Here is a 20,356-nt window from a genome sequence, read left to right on the forward strand (position 1 = left end):
CCGCGCAAAGATGGGGATTCAGTGAAAATCCCGGCTGCGTACGTCCAGCCCTTGCAACAACGGGCTCACATCCTCCAGCCGCCGCGCGATCAGGTGGCGTACGCCATTCGCCTGCTCCAGCCGCCCGCTGACCTTGAGCAACTGCGCCCCCACCAGCGCCCGCCGCTGCCGTTCGGCAAGCTCCCGCCACACCACCACATTGACCATGCCGTGCTCGTCCTCCAGGGTGACGAAGGTCACGCCGCTGGCGGTCTGTGGCCGCTGGCGGCCCACCACCAGCCCAGCCACGGCAATATTGTCACCATGCCCGACACCTTGCAGCTCGCGCGAACTGCGACAGCCCAGTGCCCGCAGGCGTGAGCGCAACAAGGTCAAGGGATGCGGCCCAAGTGTGGTACCGAGGGCCCGGTAATCGGCCATCAGGTCCTCTGCCACGCTGGGAACGGGTAGTTCGACGGTGCTTTCCGGCAAGGCTTGCATATCGGCGAACAAAGGCAGTTGCGGCTGCACCGCCGCCACCTGCCAGCGCGCCTGGTGCCGGTCGCTGGCCAAGGCGCGCAGCGCGCCGGCATCGGTCAACCGGGCCCGGGCCCGCGAATCGAGCCCGGCACGCAGGCACAGGTCTTCGACATCGCGCCATGGCCGCTGCGCCCTCGCCTGCTCCAGGCGCCTGGCGTCGGCCTCGGCAAAGCCCCGTACCAGGCGCAAGCCCATGCGAATGGCCAGCACCTCTCCAGGCTCAGGCTCGAGCGTGCAGTCCCAGTCACTGTGGCACACATCCACCGGCCTGACCTCGATACCCTGGCGCCGGGCCTCTTGCAGCAACTGGTCGGGGCTGTAGAAGCCCATGGGCCAGCTGTTGACCAGCGCGCAGGTGAAAATCGCCGGCTCATGGCACTTGAGCCAGCTGCTGGCATAGCACAACAAGGCAAAGCTGGCCGCGTGCGATTCCGGAAAGCCATAGCTGCCAAAGCCTTTGATCTGCTCGAAGATGCGCTCGGCAAACGCCAGGTCGTAACCATTGCGCAACATGCCCTGCACCAGCCGCTCGCGGTGCGGCTCCAGGCCGCCGTGGCGCTTCCAGGCGGCCATGCTGCGGCGCAACTGGTCGGCCTCGCCCGGGGTATAGTCGGCCGCGACCATCGCCAGTTCCATCACCTGCTCCTGAAACAGCGGCACACCCAGGGTGCGCTCGAACACTTCCTTCAGTTGCGGTGAAGGGTACGTCACCGGCTCCTGCTTCAGCCGTCGGCGCAGGTAAGGGTGGACCATGTCGCCCTGGATCGGCCCGGGGCGGACGATGGCCACCTCGATGACCAGGTCGTAGAACTTTTCGGGCCGCAGCCGCGGCAACATGGCCATCTGCGCGCGTGACTCGATCTGGAACACGCCCATGGTCTCGGCACGGCTGATCATCGCGTAGGTGGCCGGGTCTTCGCCGGGGATGGTCGCCAGGGTCAGGTGCCGACCGCGGTGGCGTTGCAGCAGGTCGAAGCAACGGCGCAAGGCGCTGAGCATGCCCAGCGCCAGCACATCGACCTTGAGCAGGCCGAGCATGTCCAGGTCGTCCTTGTCCCACTGGATCACCGTGCGCTCCGGCATCGCGGCATTCTCCACCGGCACCAGCTCGTCCAGGGGTTGCTGGGCGATAACGAAACCGCCCGGGTGCTGTGACAGGTGCCGGGGGAAGCCGATCAGTTCGCCGGCCAGCACCAGCACACGGCGCAGCGAAGGGCTGCCCGCCTCGAAACCGGCCTCGGCCAGGCGCTGGTCATCGGGTATGCGATCGCTCCAGCGGCCACAGCATTTGGCCAGGGCGTCCACCTGGTCGGCGGGCAGCCCCAGCACCCGCGCCACATCCCGCACCGCACCGGCGGCATGATAGGTGTTGACCACCGCAGTGAGCGCCGCCCGGTGCCGGCCATAGCGACGGAATACGTACTGGATCACCTCCTCGCGCCGGTCGTGCTCGAAGTCCACGTCGATGTCCGGCGGCTCGTTGCGCTCTCGCGACAGGAAGCGCTCGAACAACAGGTGGTGTTCCATAGGGTCGAGCTCGGTGATGCCCAGCACGAAGCACACCACCGAGTTGGCAGCCGACCCCCGCCCCTGGCACAGAATGCGCTGGCTGCGGGCGAAGGCGACGATGTCGTGCACCGTCAGGAAGTAGCTTTCGTAGCCCAGCTCCTCGATCAGCGCCAGCTCCTTGGCCAGCACATCCCGCACCTTGCTGCTCGGCCCGTTTGGCCAGCGCGACGGCAAACCCTGCTGGCACAATTCGCGCAACCAGCTCGCCGGGGTATGCCCATGTGGCACCAGTTCGCGTGGGTACTGGTATTTCAATTCGCTCAGTTCGAACTGGCAGCGCGCAGCGATGGCCAGGGTCTCGGCCAGCAGGTCGGCGGGATACAGTTCGCCCAGTTGCGCCTGGCTGCGCAGGTGCCGCTCGCCATTGGCAAACAGGAAGCGCCCGGCGTCGGCCACCAGGCAATGCTGGCGAATGGCGGTCATGCAATCCTGCAAGGCGCGGCGACCACGCACGTGCATGTGCACGTCGCCACAGGCCACGGCGCGGATGCCGACCCTGGCCGCCAGGCTACGCAAGCGTTCAAGGCGCAAGGTATCGTCACTGCCGCGGTGCAGGTGCACCGCCAGCCACAGACGCTCACCGAACACACCGTGCAGCCACTGCCCGGGGGTGGCATCGCCGCTGTCATCGGGTACCCACAATGCCAGCAGGCCCTGATGGTGCTGCTGCAGGTCATCGCCAAACAGTTGGTATTCGCCCTTCTGCGCCCGCCGCCGGGCCCGGGTTATCAGCGCGCACAGGTTCTGGTAGCCGGCCAGGTCCTGCACCAGCAGCACCAGCTTTGGGCCGCCCTGCAACTGCACTTCACTGCCCACGATCAGCCGCAGCTGGTGTTCCTTGGCTGCCTGCCAGGCACGGACGATGCCGGCCAGGGTGCATTCGTCGGTGATCGCCAGCGCCTGGTAGCCCTGTTCACGCGCGCGCCGGAACAGCTCGTCGGCGCTCGACGCGCCGCGCTGGAAGCTGAAGTTGGACAGGCAGTGCAGCTCTGCATACCCCGGGGTGTTCATGCGAACCAGCCATGCAGCCACAACGGGCCGGCCTTGCCCAGGTCGCGGTAGGCCCAGCCGCGCAGGCCGTCACGGGTTTCGATGCGGTAATAGTCGCGGCGCACATCGCCGCCATCCCACCAGCCCGATTCGATGCGCTCGGCATGGCCTTGCAGGCGATAGCCGCTTTCGTCCAGCGCCATGGGAGCCGACAGCAGCCAGCCAGGACGGCTGCCAGGGACGACCGGCATGTTGCCCTGGGCACCCTGCTCTACCGCTTGCCAGGCACATTCAGGGCGATGATCGGCTGCCGCGCTCAGGCCCTTGACCGCCTCATCGCCCAAGCGGGCACGCAGCCTTTCGCGCAATTGTTCCCAAGGTTGCGCCTGTTGCGCACGCGGGTCGAACAATGCCTGGCGTTGCGGCACGAAGGGTGGCAGGTCCTCGGCAACCAGCCGCAGGTTGCGCACCGGTGCGGGAATGCGCAGCGGTTCCAGGCGCCCGCGCGCCAGTTCGAACAGCATCGCGGCATCGCGTTCGGCGGCCAGCAGGCCTACCTTCAGCAAGGTATCCGGCCCTTCGACGTGCTCCAGGTGCAGGCAGAAACGCTGCACGCCACAGTCACGCCCGGCGAGGAACGCGGCAAGGTCGTTGAGCATGCGCCGCAGCGGGAACAGCAGGGCCTGGTGCGATTCGACGTCGAAATTCAGCTCCAGCCGGGTCTCGAAACGGTCCGGCGGCTGGTAGAAGCCCAGCCCCAGGTTGCGCAGGCCGAGCAACTGGTCAAGGTGCAGTTGCACCTGGGCCGGAAAGCGCCTGGCCAGGCTGTCGCGGGGCAAGGCCAGCACCTGGCTCAACTGGCGCAGGCCCATGCGGGCAAAGGCCTCGGCAGCCTGGGCTGGCAGGCCGATACGCTCGATGGGCATGCCCAGCAGCGCCGCACGGGTGGCATCGGCGTCACTCACGGCCAGGCCATCGTGAGCGTTGGCGAGCATGCGCGCCGCCACCGGGTTGCTGGCCAGGACGATACGTTGGCGCAAGCCCAGTTCCGCCAGTTCCTGGCGCAGGCGTGCCTCGAACAGCGGCCAGGGGCCGAACAGCTGCAGGCTGGAGCCCACCTCCAGCAACAGCGCCCGTGGGTAGTGCAGGCTGACCTGGGCACTGAAGCGGTAGGCCCAGGCTGCCAGCAACTGCTGCACCTGGTCGATGCGCCTGGGGTCGGCTTCGACGCAGCTGAAGCCATCGGCCAGCGCACGCGCCGCCGTCAGGGTTTGCCCGGCCCGCAGGCCGAGCGCGGCCGCCGCCGTGTTGACCGCCTGCAGCACGCGTCGCTGGGTCGGCCCGCCAAGCAGCACCAGGGGCGTATCGGGGTCGTCACGCTCACGCAGGACCGTGTCCAGCGCCAGCTGAGGGAACAGGATGCAGGCCCAGAGCATGTTGCATCAGCCCCGCCCCGGGCAGGCGATGGGCAGCGCCGGAGGCATGCCGCCACGGCTTTTCAGCACGCGCCATTGTGCCGGACGGGTGTCGACGGCAATGCGCAGCGCTGCGGGTGAAGGGTTGTGGGCCGCCTGTTGCGGCCGGCAGGCGAAGGCCAGCGCCTGCCCGGTTTCGGCAGCCACCTGCAAGCGCCGCAGGGCGCGGTCATCGGCTCGTTCCGGCCAGCACAGCACCGCCGCGCAACTGCCAGAGCGCAGGCACTGCTCGGCGGCCCACAGGGCATCGGCAGGTGCGGCGTCCACCTGTACCAGCCAGCGCAGGTCCACCCCCGCGGCCTGCCAGGCCGGGGCGTAAGGAATGAATGGCGGAGCCACCAGCACGATTCGGCTGGCCTCAGCGCTCAAGCGGGCCAGGGTTGGCCACAGCAGCTGCAATTCGCCACAGCCGGGGCTGGCCAGCAACAGCTCGCTGAGCGCAGCCGCGGGCCAACCGCCTTCCGGCAGGCATTGGTCAAGGGTGGCATGGCCCGTGGGCTGCAGGCCGAGCGGCCGCGCCTGGGCCTGCCGACCGCGCCATACCCGGCGCTGGTCGAGCAACCTGTCGAGGTCGACCACCGCGCCCATCAGTCACGCCTCAGCAAGCCGCAGAACACGCCTTCGATGAAGAACTCCTGTTCAGGCCGCACATCGATGGGCGCATAGGCCGGGTTGCGTGGCAACAGCCGGTAATTGCCACCCTGGCGCTGCAGGCGCTTGATGGTCACCTCGCCGTCCAGGCGCGCGACCACGATCTGGCCATCGCGGGCATCGGCCTGCTGGAGGATGCCAACCAGGTCACCGTCGAAAATGCCGTCGTCGATCATCGAGTCGCCGCGCACCTTCAGCAGGTAGTCGGGGGTACGGCGGAACAGGCTGGGGTCGAGCAGCAACTGCTCGTGAATGTCGAGGTCCGGGCCGATGGGGGCGCCTGCCGCCACCTGGCCCAGCACCGGCACTTCGAGGATTTCCGGGCGGCGCAGCCGTTCGGCCAGGCGTATGCCCCGCGCCTGGTTTGGCGTGACGTCGATGTAGCCGGCCTGACACAGGGCGGTGATGTGCTTGCGCGCGACACTGCGCGAGGCGAAACCGAAGCGCGTGGCGATATCGGCCAGGCTCGGCGGCTGGCCGTGATCGGCAATGCGTTCACGGATGAACTCGAAGATGGCGCGGCGTTTTGGGGTTAGATTGTCCATGGAGCACATTTGTACTCTTTTCGGGGCGCGCTGAACAGCCCCCTTCGTCGACGGCTTGACGGCTGCGTTCAATGGCTGGGCTGATACTCCAGGGAAAAGGCTGATGCTTTTGGATGGCGAAATGGGTTTACCCCTGTTTCACCCAGCCACAGGCGCATGCTCGGCCATCAACTCGATCATCCAGTCGATAAATACCCGCACCTTGGCGCTGACATGGCGATTCGGCGGGAATGCCAGGTACATCGGCATTGGCGTCATCTGCCAGTCTTCGAACAACGGCAGCAGCTCGCCGCTGGCCAGGTGCGGTCTGGCCATGTACTGCGGGAGCCAGATTATCCCCAGGCCAGCCAAGCCGGCGGCAAGGTACGCATTGCCGTCGTCGACCATCAGCTGCGAGCGGCCGTGGGCTTCCATGCGCTCCTCGCCCCGCTGCATCGCGTAGGGCAAGGCTTTGCCTGTACGAAACCAGAGGAAGCCGACGGTGTTGTGTCGGCCCTCCTCCAGCTCACGGGGGTGCACCGGCGTACCGAAGCGCTGCAAATAGCTGGGCGCGGCATAGATGCCGAGTTTCAAATCGCCCACATGCCTTGCCACCAGGGATTGATCGGTGATCTCGCCGCCACGCACCACGCAGTCGACGTTTTCACCAATGATGTCGACGATACGATCGCTCACGCCCACAGTCAGCTGAATTTCTGGATAGCGTGCAAAGAACCCTGGCAAGGCTGGTATCAGCAGCATTCGCGCCAGTGGGCTGGGTACATCGACTCGCAGCCGCCCGCGTGGTGTCATCGACGCGCTGGACAAACTGGTCTCGGCGTCGTCCATGTCGACCAGCAGCCGGACGACGCGTTCGTAGTAGGCCGCACCGTCGGCGGTGACATTGACCTTGCGTGTGGTGCGGTTGAGCAGGCGCACACGCAGCCTCGCTTCCAGTTGCTGAACGAGCTGCGTCACGGTGGTCTTGCTCATGTGCAGCGTGGCTGCCGCCTTGGTGAAACTGCCGGTTTCCACCACGCGGACAAATGCCTGCATTGCATCGAAACGGTCCATTCCACGTCTCACTCGCGCCTGGATTGTTTGGATTATACAAACAGTCATGGCCAGCGCTGCCCGTTTATTCAGGCCGGCGGCCTTTCTTATAGTGGCTTCACCCTAATCACCGGGCCGCCAGCGCCCCGAACGAGGTACGCAATGTCCAGCAAACGTGATGTCGTCTTCCCGCCTGATCGCCATGCTTTGTATGAGCGCCACCGTTACTCGCCAGCGATTCGTTCCAACGGTTTTCTGTTCGTTTCCGGCCAGGTAGGTAGCCGCAAGGACGGCTCGGCCGAGCCGGACCTCGCGGCGCAGGTTCGCATGGCCTTCGCCAACCTCAACGCGATCCTGGCCGAAGCCGGCAGTAGTTTCGAGGATGTGGTTGACACGACCATCTTCATGGTCGACCCGGACTCGAAATTCGAGACCATCTGGGAGGTGGCGGCCGAGTATTGGGGTGAGGCTCCCTACCCGACGGTGACCGCTATCGGCGTGACCTGGCTGTCGGGCTTCGACTTCGAGATCAAGGTGATCGCGAAACTACCGCAATGATGCTGAAAGCTATATGGCTGGTCCGGGAACCTGACTGCGGAAGACGGTGTGCGGGAAGCCCTCGCGGCGATCCGCACCATCGTTCAGGCGATGCAGCGCTCCAATAGACCGGATAGTGGAAATATATTTTGCGCACTAAATACCATCGCGCAATATTAAACCCAGGCAGCAAGCAGTCGCTGATCCCACTACCCAAGCTAACGGAGCATGACCATGAACATCATCAAAGCAATCACTCTCGCCACCCTGACCTTCGGCAGCAGCGTCGGCGCCTTCGCCCAGACAGCCTCTGCGTACCAGTACGGCATGAACCTGGACATCGCCCAGGTGATCGCTGTGGAGGCTTCGAGCCACACCACCGGCAACGCCGAGATCGCCACCCTCACCTACCGTGACAGCGACGGCAAGGTACAGAAGATCAGCTACCTGCGCCCAGCCACCTACGCCAACCAGAACTGATGACCAAACTTCGAAAGCCGGAGCGTGCCAACGGCCGGTTACTCGGTTGCCTTTCCAGCTTTGGCAGTTGCTGACTCGATGCGCAGGCGCCAACCTCGAGTTCGAGCACAGCTCTGCCAAGGCTGCCGTACTCCAGTACACTCAGAAGTCGCGAAGTTCACGTAACTCCAAAGGCAAAGAATCTCCCTTCTGGCCCGCCCACGATTTCTGGACCTGAATACCCAATGCTGACTGCCCTGCTGTTCGACCTCGACGGAACCCTCACCGACACTGACACCCTGCACCTGCAGGCCTTTCGCCAACTGCTGCGCGAGCATGACGGCCGCGAGCTGAGCCAGGCGCAGTTCGATGCCCAGGTCAGCGGCCGCGCCAACGGCGAGCTGTTCGCCGAGCTGTTTGCCGGTGCCAGTGCCGAACAATGCCAGGTGCTGGCCGACCGCAAGGAGGCGCTGTTCCGCGACATGTCGCCGTCTCTCGAGCCGATGCCGGGCCTTGTGCGCCTGCTGGAGCATGCCCGGGCTCGTGACATCGGCATGTGCGTGGTGACCAACGCACCGCGGCTGAACGCCGAGCACATGTTGAACGCCATGGGCCTGGGCCAGCGCTTCGAGCATGTGCTGGTGGCCGAGGAACTGGCACGGCCCAAGCCGGACCCGTTGCCCTACCTGACCGGCTTGCAGCGGCTGGGTGCCGAAGCCGACCAGGCACTGGCCTTCGAGGATTCGCTGCCGGGGGTGGCGGCAGCGAGTGGCGCGGGGATCTTTACCGTGGGCGTGGCCACTACCCAGACGCCGGAGCGGTTGCTGGCGGCGGGGGCTGGGTTGGTGATCGATGATTTCAACGACCCGGCGTTGTGGGCGTTGATCGAGCGTCGGGCTTGAGGTATCTGGTGGGTTTGAGATCGAGGCGCCGCGCGGGCGGCGCTCGATCTCAAACCCACCATACCCCCCAAGCCGCACACCCCAGGCCCCCATGCTGATCGACGAAGAACTGACCCTCAAGAAGCTGGAAACCTTCCTCGCCTTCATGCGCACCGGCAACCTCGGCCGCGCTGCCGCGGAGCTGGCCACAAGTGCCGTCAGCGTGCACCGCGCCATCCACTCGCTGGAAAGCGCACTGCGCTGCCCGCTGTTCAAGCATGAAGGCCGCCAGCTGATCCCGCTGGAAAGCGCCTACGTGCTTGAGAAAAAGGCCCGGCAGCTGATCCAGGACGCCGAGCAGATGGTCCGCCAGACCCGCGAGGCCGCCGGCTTCTACGCCGAGCGCTTCCGCCTGGGTGCGCTCTACTCGCTGACGGTGAAAACCGTGCCCAAGCTGGTCATGGGCCTCAAGCTGCGCCGCAGCGAACTCAACATCGACCTGACCCTTGGCTCCAACGTCGACCTGCTGCAACGCCTGAAGAATCACGAGTTGGAGGCCATCCTCGTGTCGCTCGACGAAAGCGTCAGCGACCCGGCCTGCGAGCAGCTGCCGCTGTTCTCCGACGACATCTTCCTCGCCGTGCCCATCGATTCGCCCTTCGCCGAGCAGGCCGAAGTGGACCTGGCCGACCTGGCCGGCTCCACCTTCATCACCCTGACCCAGGGCTTTGCCACCCACCGCGATGGCGCCCGGGTGTTCCAGCAGGCCGGCTTCGAACCCAAGGTGGCCATGCAGGTGAACGATATCTTCACCCTGCTGAGCATGGTCAGCTCGGGCGTGGGCTTTGCCCTGCTGCCCGGGCGGATCGCGGCGGTGTACGAAAACCGGGTCAGGTTGATTGCCCTGAAGCCGCAATATCGCTTGCAGCAGCACATCGGCGTGGTGTTCCTCAAGGCGCGGGAGCGTGAGCCGAACCTGCTGGCGCTGCTGGCGGAGTGCCGGATGTACAGCCTGGAGCGCTGAGGGGCCTCGGACACAGCTTCTTTTGTTGTTTGCTGCACTGGCCTCTTCGCGGGCTCGCCCGCTCCCACAGGGATGGTGCATTGCCTGAGACCTGCTCGGTACCTGTGGGAGCGGGCAAGCCCGCGAAGTGGCCGGTACAGGCTGACTCAAACCACCAAGGCCCGCTGCACCTCCCCCACCGTTGTCGCCAGGCTGTTCAGGTGCAGGTTCAACACCCGTTCCACCGGCGCCTGGTCCAGCGGCCAGTGCAAGGCAATGCTCCCGGCCAGGCGCCCTTCGGCATGCACCGGCAGGGCTATCGCGCGGATCAGGAACGGCAAGCGCACCGGGTACTCCCAGTGCCCTTCGGTGCGCTGGCCGAACCCTTTGTTCGCTTCTTCCTCGATATCGCGCAGCACCGTCTCGTCGCCCACCCGCTCATGGGCCGCCAGGCGCTGCACTTCATCAACCGCCAACTCACCCAGGCACGCCCGCCCCATCGCCGAGTGGAAAAGGCTGGCATGGTGCCCGACGATCTGGCAGGTGTGCGGGTAGCGCTTGCGCAATACCTGGGGGATGGCGCTTTCCATCACCTCCAGCCGCTCGCCGTCGAAACACGACAGGTCGGCCACCAGCCCGGTGCGCTCGCTCAACTCCAGCAACATGGGCGCTGCGTGCTCCACCAGGCGCCGTTTGAAACGCAGCTGGCGGTCGCCGAACAGGCGCCGCGCGCACAGCCGGTAACGCCGGTCGCTGAGGCCGCGGTAGACCCAGCCCTGCTCCTGCAAGGTGGCGAGCATGCGCGACACCGTGGCCTTGGGTAGCGCGGTCAGGTAATGCAGTTCTTCCAGGCCCAGCGCCTGGTGTTCGCCCAGCAGGTCGACGATGGCCAGCGCCCGCTCCACCGAACGCACGCCGCCACTGTCTGCCGTGATACCCATGAGTGTGACCTCCCTGTAGCTGGATGGTCAGGATAGCCAGCAAGATCCGCGCCTGCCCAGCAGTTTCATGGCGTTTGCAGGCTCCGGGGCGGGCGCCGCGCTACCCAACGGGTGAGCTGTTCATGGGCATGGGCCAGCTGCAACACCGCATGGTCGGCCTGGGCCGGGCCGATGATCTGCAGACCCATCGGCAACCCGGCAGCGTTGAAACCGACCGGTACGCTGATGCTCGGCAAGCCGGCCAGGGTCGGCCCTATCACCACTTCCATCCAGCGGTGATAGGTGTCCATTGTCCGCCCCCCGACAACCGTTGGCCAAGGTTGCCGTGCATCGAAAGGGAACACCTGGGCCGATGGCAACAGCAGGTAATCGTAACGCTCGAACAGCTTGCCCAGCGCGCGGTACCAGTCGCTGCGGGCCACCGAAGCCTGGTACACCGCCGTCGCGCTCAGTTGCAGGCCACCCTCCACCTCCCACTGCGCCTCGGGCTTGAGCAGCGAGCGCTTGCCAGGGTCGGCATAGGCCGCACCAAGGTTGCCGTGCACCAGGAAGTGGCGATGGGTCAGCCAGCATTGCCACAAGCGCGCCAGGTCGAACGCCGGCTGGCAGGCTTCGACCCGGCAGCCCAGTTCGGCGAAGTCCGCCAGGGCCGCTTCGCACAGGCTCAGCACCCCGTCATCCATCGCCAGGTAACCGTCGTAGTCGCCCAGCCAGCCAACCCGCACGCCGCGGAAATCGCGCTGCAACCCGGCGGCAAAATCGCGCCGGCCCTCACCCAGCGACAACGGCGCCCGCGCATCGAAGCCCGCCTGGGTCGACAACAGCCGCGCCACATCCACCACGCTGCGGCCCATCGGCCCCTCGGTGGCCAGCTGCTGCACGAACAGTTCCGGCGCCGGCCCGTGGGGAACACGGCCCTGCGACGGGCGCAGGCCATACACGTTGTTGAATGCCGCCGGGTTGCGAAGCGAGCCCATCATGTCGCTGCCATCGGCGACCGGCAGCAGGCGCATGGCCAGCGCCGCCGCCGCCCCGCCGCTGCTGCCTCCGGCCACCTTGTCCGGGTCGTAGGCGTTGGTGGTGGTGCCGAACAGGGTGTTGTAGGTCTGCGAACCAAGGCCGAATTCGGGCACATTGCTCTTGCCCACGATCAGCGCCCCACTGGCCCGTACCCGCGCCACGCTGATTGCATCCTGATCGGGCACCTGCTCGGCGAACAGCGGCGAGCCCAGGGTGGTGCGCAGCCCGGCAGTGGCGGCCAGGTCCTTGATCGCCTGGGGCATGCCATGCATCCAGCCGCGCGAATGACCACGGGCCAACTCGCGGTCACGCTCATCGGCCTCGGCCAGCAGTGCCTCGGCCGGGCGCAGCGACACCAGCGCATTGACCTGCGGGTTGAAGCGTTCGATATGCGCCAGATAAGCCTGCATCACCTCCCGGCACGACATCTGGCGGGCATGGATGGCCCGGGACAATGCCTCGGCATCGAGGGCAACGATGGGGTCGATGGCTAGCGGCATCACGGTTTCACTCCAAGGTTGAAAGCAGCAGGCTTGCCCGCGCGTGGGGCTTCTTTCAGGCAATAGGTGCCCAGCAGTGTCAGCAGGCAGGCGAACAGCACATAGAACGATGGCGCCACTGGGGTACCGAGTACCTTGCTCAGCCAGGTGACGATCAACGGGGCGAAGCCGCCGAATACCATCACCGCCACGTTATAGGCCACCGACACACCGGTAGAACGCACCTCGACCGGGAACTGCTCGGCCAGGGCCGTGGGCGCCGGCCCGAAGAAGCCACCGATGGCGGTGCACAGCAGCAGCTGCATCACCAGCAGGCGCTCCAGCGACGGCGCGGCAGCCACCCACACATACAACGGGTAGACCATGACGAAGAACGCCAGGGTGAAGGCCATCAGCACCGGGCGCCGCCCCAGCCGGTCAGACAACGCCCCGGACAGCGGGATCACCACGGTCATCAGCCCAACGGCAAGCATCTGCACCAGCAGCACCTGGTCCAGCGGCAGGCCGAGGTTCTTGTGGGCGAAGGTCGGCATGTTCACCAGCACCACGTAGAACGACACCGTCGCGCCACAGGCCAGGCCCATCGATACCAACAGGCTGCGCCGATGCTCACGCAGCACCTGCCACAGGCTGGGCGACTGGCCCTTGGCCTGGCGGCGCGCCTCGATGAATTCCTCGGGCTCTTCCATGTGCTTGCGAATCCACAGCCCCACCGGGCCGATCAGCAGGCCGAGCACGAACGGGATACGCCAGCCCCAGCTGTCCAGCGCCGCAGGCGTGCACAAGTGGGTGACCAGGGCCACCATCGCCGCCCCCGAGAACACCGCCAGGCACTGCCCCACCAGCTGCCACGAGCCATACAGGCCCTTGCGGTGGGCCGGCGCGCTCTCCACCAGGAAGGCCGTGGCGCTGGCGTACTCGCCGCCGGTGGCAAAACCCTGCAGCATGCGCGCCACCACGATCAGCAGCGGCGCGGCCATGCCGATGGCCAGGTAGTCGGGGGCAAAGGCGATCATGGCAATCGACACGGTCATCAGCCGGATGATCATCTGCATCGCCGCCTTGCGGCCCTTGCGGTCGGAATACATGCCCAGCAGCACGCCGCCCACCGGGCGCATGAAAAAGCCGACGCCGAAGGTGGCCAGGGCCATCAGCAGCGAGGCGTACTCGTCGTCGGAGGGGAAGAACTGCCGGGCGATGATGCTGGCCAGAAAGCCGTACACGATAAAGTCATACCACTCCAGGGCGTTGCCGATGACGGCGGCGACCACTTGCCGGGTACGCGACACGCCGGTGCTCGAAGTCTGCATAGGAAACACTCCACACAATGATTGGGTGATCGCCCAGGCGCGGTCGCGCCCGGATTCCAGCGGCAGTCGTCAACAGGAAGGTCAGGCGGGCGCGAGCCAGCGCTCTGCCAGCGCGCCCCAGTAGGCGGCGCCGGTCAGCAGGATGTCGTCATTGAAGTCGTAGGCCGGGTTGTGCACCATCGGCCGCGATACGCCATTGCCGATGAACAGGTAGGCGCCCGGGCAGCGTTGCAGCATCCAGGCGAAGTCTTCGCTGCCCATCAGCTTGCGGGTGTTGCCATCCACTGCCTCGGCACCGAGCAGCTCCACCCCCACCTGCCGGGCGAAGGCGTTTTCCGCGGCATGGTTGACCAACACCGGGTAGGCCGGGCGATGTTCGATGGTGGCACGGCAGCCAAAGCTCTCGGCCTGGTTGACGATGATCGCCCGCACCCGCTCCAGGGTCTGCGCCCGCACCTCGGCGTTCAGCGCTCGCAGGCTCAGGCGCAGCAGCGCCTGCTGCGGGATCACGTTGGCCGCTTCGCCGGCCTGCAAGGCGCCGACGGTAACCACGGCCGCCTCCTGCGCATCGATATTGCGCGCCACCACGGTTTGCAGGGCCATCACCACACTGGCCGCCGCCACCAGCGGGTCGACGGTCAGGTGCGGCATCGAGCCATGGCCGCCAACCCCGTCGAGGGTCACCGTGAGCAGGTCTTGCGAGGCCATCATCGGCCCCTCGCGAAAGCCCAGGTGCCCGGCCGGCAGCCCGGGCATGTTGTGCATGCCGAACAGTGCATCGCAAGGGAAGCGCTCCAGCAAACCATCGGCCAGCATTGCCTCGGCGCCACCCTGGCCCTCCTCGGCCGGTTGGAAGATCAGCGTCAGCGTCCCGTCGAACTGCCGGGTCGCCGCCAGGTAGCGCGCGGCGCCAAGCAGCATGGTGGTATGCCCGTCATGGCCGCAGGCGTGCATGCAGCCTTGGTGCTGGCTGCTGTACGCTGCGCCGGTGGCTTCGTGGATGGGCAGCGCGTCCATGTCGGCGCGCAGGCCCAGGCGGCGTGGGCTGCTGCCGCTGCGCAGTACGCCGACCACGCCGGTCTTGCCGATGCCGGTGTGCACTTCATAGCCCCATTCTTCGAGCAGTCGGGCAACCAGCGCTGAAGTGCGGCTTTCTTCGAAACCCAGTTCCGGGTGAGCGTGGATATCGTGACGGATTGCGTGCAGGTCGCTGGCCACATCGTTCAGCCAGGCCAGGATGTGCTGATGTCGGGACATGTAGAGTCTCCTCGCGCGGGTGGATTCCCGTTCTTGTTGTTCGCCTTGAGGTCACGACGGGTATGGCAGGTCGTGCTTGGCTGACAGATAAGCGCGAGGAAGCTGGGAGCACAATCGAATCTGGTTTCACACGGTGGAACACAAAGTCGTGCCTTTGCTGTTACCTTGAGCGCACTGTTCAGCCAAAGCCAAGGACTGCGTCATGCCCCCACGCCCCACCACCCCCACCGGCTTCATCCGCGTCCGTGGCGCCCGCGAGCACAACCTCAAGAACATCGATGTCGATATTCCCCGTGACGCACTGGTGGTATTCACCGGCGTGTCCGGCTCGGGCAAGTCCTCGTTGGCCTTCTCCACTCTCTACGCCGAAGCCCAGCGCCGCTACTTCGAGTCGGTCGCGCCCTATGCGCGACGCCTGATCGACCAGGTTGGCGTGCCGGATGTCGACGCCATCGAAGGCCTGCCCCCGGCCGTGGCCCTGCAGCAGCAACGCGGCACGCCGAGTGCACGTTCTTCGGTGGGCAGCGTGACCACCCTGTCCAGTTCGATCCGCATGCTCTACTCCCGCGCCGGCCACTACCCAGCCGGCCAGGCGATGCTGTATGCCGAGGATTTCTCGCCCAACACGCCGCAGGGCGCCTGCCCGGAATGCCATGGCATGGGCCGGGTCTACGAAGTGGACGAAGCGACCATGGTCCCCGACCCGTCGCTGACCATCCGCGAGCGCGCCGTGGCGGCGTGGCCGATGGCCTGGCAGGGCCAGAACCTGCGCGACATTCTGGTGACGCTAGGCTACGACGTCGATATCCCCTGGCGCGACCTGCCACAGGCGCAGCGTGACTGGATCCTGTTCACCGAAGAAACACCCACCGCGCCGGTGTATGCCGGGTTGACCCCGGCGCAGACCCGCGCCGCCCTCAAGCGCAAGCTAGAGCCCAGCTACCAGGGCACGTTCATGGGTGCCCGGCGGTACGTGCTGCACACCTTCATGCACTCGCAAAGCGCGCAGATGCGCAAGCGCGTTGCCCAGTTCATGCGCCCCAGCCCGTGCCCGCTGTGCCAAGGCAAGCGCCTGAAGCGCGAGGCGCTGGGGGTGACCTTCGCCGGCCTGGACATCGCCGAGCTGTCGCACCTGTCGCTGCAGGCGCTGGCCGAGGTGTTGCGCAAGGTGGCGGCAGCAGACTACCTGGCACAACAGCAGGACGACCTGACCCTGGAAAAGCGCCTGGCTGCCCAACGCATCGCCAACGAGCTGCTCGAGCGCATCGACACCCTGCTCGACCTGGGCCTGGGTTATCTGGCCCTGGAGCGCAGCACGCCGACCCTGTCCTCTGGCGAGCTGCAGCGCTTGCGCCTGGCCACACAACTGAATTCGCAACTGTTCGGCGTGATCTATGTGCTCGACGAGCCTTCGGCCGGTTTGCACCCGGCCGACAGCGAAGCCCTGTTCGAGGCGCTACAGCGCCTGAAGCACGCTGGCAATTCGGTCTATGTGGTGGAACATGATCTGGACACCATGCGCCGCGCCGACTGGCTGGTGGATGTAGGGCCTGCCGCTGGCGAGCATGGCGGCACCATCCTCTACAGCGGGCCGCCCAAGGGCCTGGCCGAGGTCGAGCAGTCGAGCACCCGTGCCTACCTGTTCAGTGCACCGTCCCAGACCACGCGCACACCACGCCAGGCCCGCGACTGGCTGAAGCTCGAAGGCATCAGCCGCAACAACCTGAACAACCTCAGTGCGCAATTCCCGCTGGGCTGCTTTACCGCCGTCACCGGTATTTCCGGTTCGGGCAAGTCGAGCCTGGTCAGCCAGGCCCTGCTGGAGCTGGTGGGTGCGCACCTGGGCCATGCCGCCCAGCGCAACGAGCCCGAAGAACAGAGCCTGGAAGATGAACCCGAACAGGCCAGCGGCGGGCATGTGAGCGCCGGCCTTGGCAGCATCAGGCGCCTGGTGCAGGTCGACCAGAAGCCGATCGGCCGTACGCCCCGCTCCAACCTGGCCACCTACACCGGCCTGTTCGACCATGTGCGCAAGCTGTTCGCCGCTACCGAACAGGCCAAGGCAAAAGGCTTCGATGCCGGGCGTTTCTCCTTCAACGTTGCCAAGGGGCGCTGCGAGAACTGCGAGGGCGAAGGCTTCGTCAGCGTCGAGTTGCTGTTCATGCCCAGCGTCTATGCGCCCTGCCCGACCTGCCATGGCGCCCGCTACAACCCGGAAACCCTGGCGGTGAGCTGGCAGGGCATGAACATTGCCCAGGTGCTGCAGCTGACGGTCGACCAGGCCCTGCAGGTGTTTGCCGAACAGCCTGCGGCGCGGCGCTGCCTGCAGGTGCTGCAGGACATCGGCCTGGGCTACCTGCGCCTGGGCCAGCCGGCCACCGAACTGTCCGGCGGCGAGGCGCAGCGCATCAAGCTGGCCACCGAGCTGCAACGCATGGCCCGCGGGGCGACGTTGTATGTACTGGACGAACCTACCAACGGCTTGCACCCGCAGGACATCGACCGGCTGCTGGTGCAGCTCAACCGCCTGGTCGATGGCGGGCACAGCGTGGTGGTGGTCGAGCATGACATGCGAGTGGTGGCGCAGAGCGACTGGGTGATCGACATCGGGCCGGGGGCCGGGGATGCCGGGGGCCAGGTGGTGGTCAGCGGTACGCCACAGGTGGTGGCCGGGTGTGCCGAAAGCCGCACTGCAGAGTTTCTGGCCAAGGCCTTGTAGCGCCTGCACCGGCCTCTTCGCGGGTATACCCGCTCCCACAGGGTCACCACAGATCTTGCAAGCTGTGCAGTACCTGTGGGAGCGGGTTTACCCGCGAAGAGGCCAGTGCAGGCGATAGACTGTTTTCATCCCCCGGCGCCCTCAAGTACAGTCTGCCCCATGGACAAATACGCCCCCCGCCAGTGGCTCCCCCACGAAAAGCCCAGCTTGCCGGGCTCCCCCTCCACGCCCCTGCACACGCCCGCAAAGCGCCTGGCCTACGGAGTCGTCGGGCTGCTGGTGGCGATCACCGGTGGGCTGGGCAACGCGCTGGTCACCGCCAACCTGGTGTTCCTGCAAGGTGCGCTGGGCGCAACCACGGCGGAAATGGCCTGGCTGCCGGCTGCCTACGTAATGACCAACGTGTCCATCAACCTGCTGCTGGTGAAGTTTCGCCAGCAATTCGGCCTGCGCGCGTTCACCGAGGTGTTCCTGGTGCTCTATGCCCTGGTCACCTTCGCCCACCTGCTGGTCAACGACCTCAACTCGGCCATCGCAGTGCGGGCGGCCCATGGCATGGTCGGTGCGGCGCTCAGCTCGCTGGGGCTGTACTACATGATCCAGGCGTTCCCGGCGCAATGGCGGCTAAAGGCGATGGTGCTTGGCCTGGGCGCCTCGCAGCTGGCGTTGCCACTGGCACGGATATTTTCCGAAGACCTGCTGCAGATCGCCGAATGGCGCGGCCTGTACCTGTTCGAACTGGGCCTTGCACTGGCTGCGCTGGGTTGTGTGCTGATGCTCAAGCTGCCCCCCGGTGACCGCTTCAAGACCTTCGAGCCGCTGGACTTTCTCACCTTCTCGCTGATGGCCAGCGGCACCGCCCTGCTGTGCGCCGTGCTGTCACTCGGGCGTATCGACTGGTGGCTGGAGGCGCCCTGGATCGGCATGGCGCTGGCGGCCTCGATCGCACTGATCTTCAGCGGCCTGGCCATCGAGCACAACCGCCAGAACCCGCTGCTGATGACCCGCTGGCTGGGCAGCGGCGCGATCATTCGCCTGGCCCTGTGCGTGGTGCTGATCCGCATGGTCACCTCGGAGCAGTCCACCGGGGCGGTCGGCTTCCTGCAGGCGCTGAACATGGGCAGCGAACAGATGCGCACGCTGTACGCGGTCATGCTGCTGGGCGCAGTGGCCGGCCTGGCCAGCAGTGCCCTCACCATCAACCCCAACCACCTGGTGATCCCGCTGTTCATCTCGCTGCTGGCCATGGCCACCGGCGCCTTCATGGACAGCAGTTCGAGCAACCTCACCCGCCCGGCACAGATGTACCTCAGCCAGTTCCTGCTGGCGTTCGGCAGCACCTTCTTCCTCGGCCCATCCATGGCCCTGGGCATCAGCCATGTGCGCGCCAACCCGCGCAACCTGGTGAGTTTCTCGGTGCTGTTCGGCATCTGCAACAACCTCGGCGGCCTGATTGGCGCGGCGCTGCTGGGCACCTTCCAGACCTGGCGGGAAAAATTCCACTCCAGCCACCTGATGGACCGCCTCAGCTACCTGGAACCGTTGGTTACGGCCCGCGTGCAAAGCGGCGGTGCCGGCTACGGCGGCATCATTGCCGACCCGGCGCTGCGCAGCGAAGCCGGCATGCGCCTGTTGGCCAGTGCCGCCACCCGCGAGGCGAATATCATGGCCTACAACGATGTGTTCGTGCTGATCGGCTGCATCGCTATCCTGACCATGATCTGGATCTGCATCCGTGGCACCTGGCTCTGGCACACCAAACGCCGGGCCATTTCCCCTGACTCCACCCCCGGCGCGCCCACCCGATGACCGACGACACCCGCACCACGACCACCACCGCCATTGCCGAAACCCCGGAAGGCGCCACGCCGCCCAGCGAGCCGACCAGCCCGGTGCGTTCGCGGCGGGTGCGTATCCTGTCGTCGATCAGCTTCGCCTGTGTGGCCCTGGCCGGTATCCTGCTGGTGCTTTATGCCTGGCGCCTGCCGCCATTCAGCAGCGCCATCGAAAGTACCGAGAACGCCCTGGTGCGCGGCCAGGTGACCATCATCGGGCCGCAGCTGAGCGGCTATATCGTCGATGTGCCGGTGCACGACTTCCAGTTCGTCAAGGCCGGCGACCTGCTGGTGCAACTGGACGACCGCATCTACAAGCAGCGCCTGGCTCAGGCCATCGCCCAGCTGCAGCAACAACAGGCGGCGCTGGCCAACAACCTGCAGCAACGTAAAAGTGCCGAAGCCACCATTGCGCAGCGCCAGGCGGCCATTGGCGATGCCGCTGCCCAGGCAGCCAAGGCCAGGGCCGACCTTGGCCGCAACCAGGCGCTGGTCAGCGACGGCTCGGTGTCGCGCCGCGACCTGGACCTGGCCCGGGCCAGCGAGGCCGCAGCTGTCGCCAGCCTGGCCCAGGCCAGGGCGGCACTGGAAATCGCCCGCCAGGACCGCGAAACCGTGGTGGTCAACCGGGCCGCGCTGGAGGCCTCGGTGGAAAGCGCCAAGGCCGCCGTGGAGCTGGCCCGCATCGATCTCGACAACACCCGTGTCACCGCCCCGCGCGACGGCCAGCTTGGGCAGATCGGCACGCGACTGGGGGCCTATGTAAATTCCGGTGCGCAGTTGATGGCGCTGGTACCCGACACCTTGTGGGTGATCGCCAACATGAAGGAAACCCAGATGGCCAACGTGCGCATTGGCCAGCCGGTGAGTTTCACCGTGGATGCGCTGAACCACTTGAAGCTGCATGGGCACGTGCAGCAGATATCACCGGCCACCGGCTCCGAGTTCGCCTTGCTGCAGGCGGACAATGCCACGGGCAACTTCGTCAAGATTGCCCAGCGCATACCGGTGCGGATCACCGTGGATGCAGACCAGCCGGAGGCTCGGCGCCTGCGACCGGGAATGTCGGTGGTGGTCAGTATCGATACCCGTGGCGAACACTGATGAAAGCTG

The 20,356-nt window shown here is 66.2% G+C and carries 16 protein-coding genes; 7 read left to right on the top strand and 9 right to left on the bottom strand.

Features of this window, described 5'->3' with window-relative positions; all coding sequences use genetic code 11:
• Positions 1–18: 18 nt before the first annotated feature.
• The 5 genes from IRZ77_RS02555 to IRZ77_RS02575 form a co-directional block, all read right to left on the bottom strand.
• Positions 19–3,099 (bottom strand): error-prone DNA polymerase, encoded by a 3,081-nt coding sequence (locus IRZ77_RS02555; RefSeq protein WP_153670938.1) that lies wholly within the window; start codon positions 3,097–3,099, stop codon positions 19–21.
• On the bottom strand, positions 3,096–4,514 hold the full coding sequence (locus IRZ77_RS02560) for a Y-family DNA polymerase (RefSeq protein ID WP_046614257.1): 1,419 nt from the start codon (positions 4,512–4,514) through the stop codon (positions 3,096–3,098). Before IRZ77_RS02560 ends, IRZ77_RS02555 begins: the two co-directional genes overlap by 4 nt.
• Positions 4,515–4,520: 6 nt before the next feature.
• Positions 4,521–5,141 carry a translesion DNA synthesis-associated protein ImuA gene (imuA, locus tag IRZ77_RS02565; protein ID WP_108481398.1) on the bottom strand — a complete coding sequence of 207 codons (621 nt, stop codon included), beginning with the start codon at positions 5,139–5,141 and terminating at the stop codon, positions 4,521–4,523.
• Positions 5,141–5,749, bottom strand: a complete 609-nt coding sequence (gene lexA / locus IRZ77_RS02570) for a transcriptional repressor LexA (RefSeq protein WP_013972727.1) — start codon at positions 5,747–5,749, stop codon at positions 5,141–5,143. Before lexA ends, imuA begins: the two co-directional genes overlap by 1 nt.
• 138 nt (positions 5,750–5,887) lie before the next feature.
• A complete protein-coding gene (locus IRZ77_RS02575; RefSeq protein ID WP_108481399.1) occupies positions 5,888–6,802 on the bottom strand; it encodes a LysR family transcriptional regulator in 915 nt (304 codons plus the stop codon).
• Between the two features lie 141 nt (positions 6,803–6,943).
• Here IRZ77_RS02575 and IRZ77_RS02580 point away from each other — a divergent pair, with 141 nt between their 5' ends.
• From IRZ77_RS02580 to IRZ77_RS02595, 4 genes are all read left to right on the top strand, one after another.
• Positions 6,944–7,339, top strand: a complete 396-nt coding sequence (locus IRZ77_RS02580) for a RidA family protein (RefSeq protein WP_108481400.1) — start codon at positions 6,944–6,946, stop codon at positions 7,337–7,339.
• A gap of 213 nt (positions 7,340–7,552) precedes the next feature.
• Positions 7,553–7,798 (top strand): DUF2790 domain-containing protein, encoded by a 246-nt coding sequence (locus tag IRZ77_RS02585; protein WP_052970511.1) that lies wholly within the window; start codon positions 7,553–7,555, stop codon positions 7,796–7,798.
• A 224-nt stretch (positions 7,799–8,022) separates the two neighbouring features.
• Positions 8,023–8,679 (top strand): HAD family hydrolase, encoded by a 657-nt coding sequence (locus tag IRZ77_RS02590; protein ID WP_046614261.1) that lies wholly within the window; start codon positions 8,023–8,025, stop codon positions 8,677–8,679.
• Between the two features lie 91 nt (positions 8,680–8,770).
• The gene (locus IRZ77_RS02595; protein WP_046614262.1) at positions 8,771–9,682 is read left to right on the top strand and encodes a LysR family transcriptional regulator; all 912 of its coding nucleotides are present in this window, start codon (positions 8,771–8,773) and stop codon (positions 9,680–9,682) included.
• 146 nt (positions 9,683–9,828) lie between these two features.
• Here IRZ77_RS02595 and IRZ77_RS02600 read toward each other — a convergent pair whose 3' ends face one another.
• The 4 genes from IRZ77_RS02600 to IRZ77_RS02615 form a co-directional block, all read right to left on the bottom strand.
• Positions 9,829–10,602 carry an IclR family transcriptional regulator gene (locus IRZ77_RS02600; protein WP_046614263.1) on the bottom strand — a complete coding sequence of 258 codons (774 nt, stop codon included), beginning with the start codon at positions 10,600–10,602 and terminating at the stop codon, positions 9,829–9,831.
• A gap of 65 nt (positions 10,603–10,667) precedes the next feature.
• On the bottom strand, positions 10,668–12,122 hold the full coding sequence (locus IRZ77_RS02605; RefSeq protein WP_153670939.1) for an amidase: 1,455 nt from the start codon (positions 12,120–12,122) through the stop codon (positions 10,668–10,670).
• On the bottom strand, positions 12,122–13,432 hold the full coding sequence (locus tag IRZ77_RS02610) for a citrate-proton symporter (RefSeq protein WP_039613655.1): 1,311 nt from the start codon (positions 13,430–13,432) through the stop codon (positions 12,122–12,124). Before IRZ77_RS02610 ends, IRZ77_RS02605 begins: the two co-directional genes overlap by 1 nt.
• Before the next feature lie 81 nt (positions 13,433–13,513).
• Complete coding sequence (locus IRZ77_RS02615; RefSeq protein WP_108479786.1) at positions 13,514–14,689, bottom strand: M20 aminoacylase family protein; 1,176 nt, start codon at positions 14,687–14,689, stop codon at positions 13,514–13,516.
• Between the two features lie 202 nt (positions 14,690–14,891).
• Here IRZ77_RS02615 and IRZ77_RS02620 point away from each other — a divergent pair, with 202 nt between their 5' ends.
• The 3 genes from IRZ77_RS02620 (at position 14,892) to IRZ77_RS02630 (ending at position 20,347) form a co-directional block, all read left to right on the top strand.
• Positions 14,892–17,408 carry an excinuclease ABC subunit UvrA gene (locus tag IRZ77_RS02620; protein WP_108479785.1) on the top strand — a complete coding sequence of 839 codons (2,517 nt, stop codon included), beginning with the start codon at positions 14,892–14,894 and terminating at the stop codon, positions 17,406–17,408.
• A 159-nt stretch (positions 17,409–17,567) separates the two neighbouring features.
• Positions 17,568–19,217 carry an MFS transporter gene (locus IRZ77_RS02625; RefSeq protein WP_046614268.1) on the top strand — a complete coding sequence of 550 codons (1,650 nt, stop codon included), beginning with the start codon at positions 17,568–17,570 and terminating at the stop codon, positions 19,215–19,217.
• A complete protein-coding gene (locus IRZ77_RS02630; RefSeq protein ID WP_108479807.1) occupies positions 19,214–20,347 on the top strand; it encodes an HlyD family secretion protein in 1,134 nt (377 codons plus the stop codon). Before IRZ77_RS02625 ends, IRZ77_RS02630 begins: the two co-directional genes overlap by 4 nt.
• The last annotated feature ends 9 nt before the right edge of the window (positions 20,348–20,356 follow it).

Source organism: Pseudomonas pudica (assembly GCF_015680405.1).
GTDB lineage: Bacteria > Pseudomonadota > Gammaproteobacteria > Pseudomonadales > Pseudomonadaceae > Aquipseudomonas > Aquipseudomonas pudica.

Coding starts and splice junctions, on each gene's coding strand:
- IRZ77_RS02555 (WP_153670938.1), bottom strand. CDS start 3,099: ATGAACACCCCGGGGTATGCAGAGCTGCACTGCCTGTCCAACTTCAGC.
- IRZ77_RS02560 (WP_046614257.1), bottom strand. CDS start 4,514: ATGCTCTGGGCCTGCATCCTGTTCCCTCAGCTGGCGCTGGACACGGTC.
- imuA (WP_108481398.1), bottom strand. CDS start 5,141: ATGGGCGCGGTGGTCGACCTCGACAGGTTGCTCGACCAGCGCCGGGTA.
- lexA (WP_013972727.1), bottom strand. CDS start 5,749: ATGGACAATCTAACCCCAAAACGCCGCGCCATCTTCGAGTTCATCCGT.
- IRZ77_RS02575 (WP_108481399.1), bottom strand. CDS start 6,802: ATGGACCGTTTCGATGCAATGCAGGCATTTGTCCGCGTGGTGGAAACC.
- IRZ77_RS02580 (WP_108481400.1), top strand. CDS start 6,944: ATGTCCAGCAAACGTGATGTCGTCTTCCCGCCTGATCGCCATGCTTTG.
- IRZ77_RS02585 (WP_052970511.1), top strand. CDS start 7,553: ATGAACATCATCAAAGCAATCACTCTCGCCACCCTGACCTTCGGCAGC.
- IRZ77_RS02590 (WP_046614261.1), top strand. CDS start 8,023: ATGCTGACTGCCCTGCTGTTCGACCTCGACGGAACCCTCACCGACACT.
- IRZ77_RS02595 (WP_046614262.1), top strand. CDS start 8,771: ATGCTGATCGACGAAGAACTGACCCTCAAGAAGCTGGAAACCTTCCTC.
- IRZ77_RS02600 (WP_046614263.1), bottom strand. CDS start 10,602: ATGGGTATCACGGCAGACAGTGGCGGCGTGCGTTCGGTGGAGCGGGCG.
- IRZ77_RS02605 (WP_153670939.1), bottom strand. CDS start 12,122: ATGCCGCTAGCCATCGACCCCATCGTTGCCCTCGATGCCGAGGCATTG.
- IRZ77_RS02610 (WP_039613655.1), bottom strand. CDS start 13,432: ATGCAGACTTCGAGCACCGGCGTGTCGCGTACCCGGCAAGTGGTCGCC.
- IRZ77_RS02615 (WP_108479786.1), bottom strand. CDS start 14,689: ATGTCCCGACATCAGCACATCCTGGCCTGGCTGAACGATGTGGCCAGC.
- IRZ77_RS02620 (WP_108479785.1), top strand. CDS start 14,892: ATGCCCCCACGCCCCACCACCCCCACCGGCTTCATCCGCGTCCGTGGC.
- IRZ77_RS02625 (WP_046614268.1), top strand. CDS start 17,568: ATGGACAAATACGCCCCCCGCCAGTGGCTCCCCCACGAAAAGCCCAGC.
- IRZ77_RS02630 (WP_108479807.1), top strand. CDS start 19,214: ATGACCGACGACACCCGCACCACGACCACCACCGCCATTGCCGAAACC.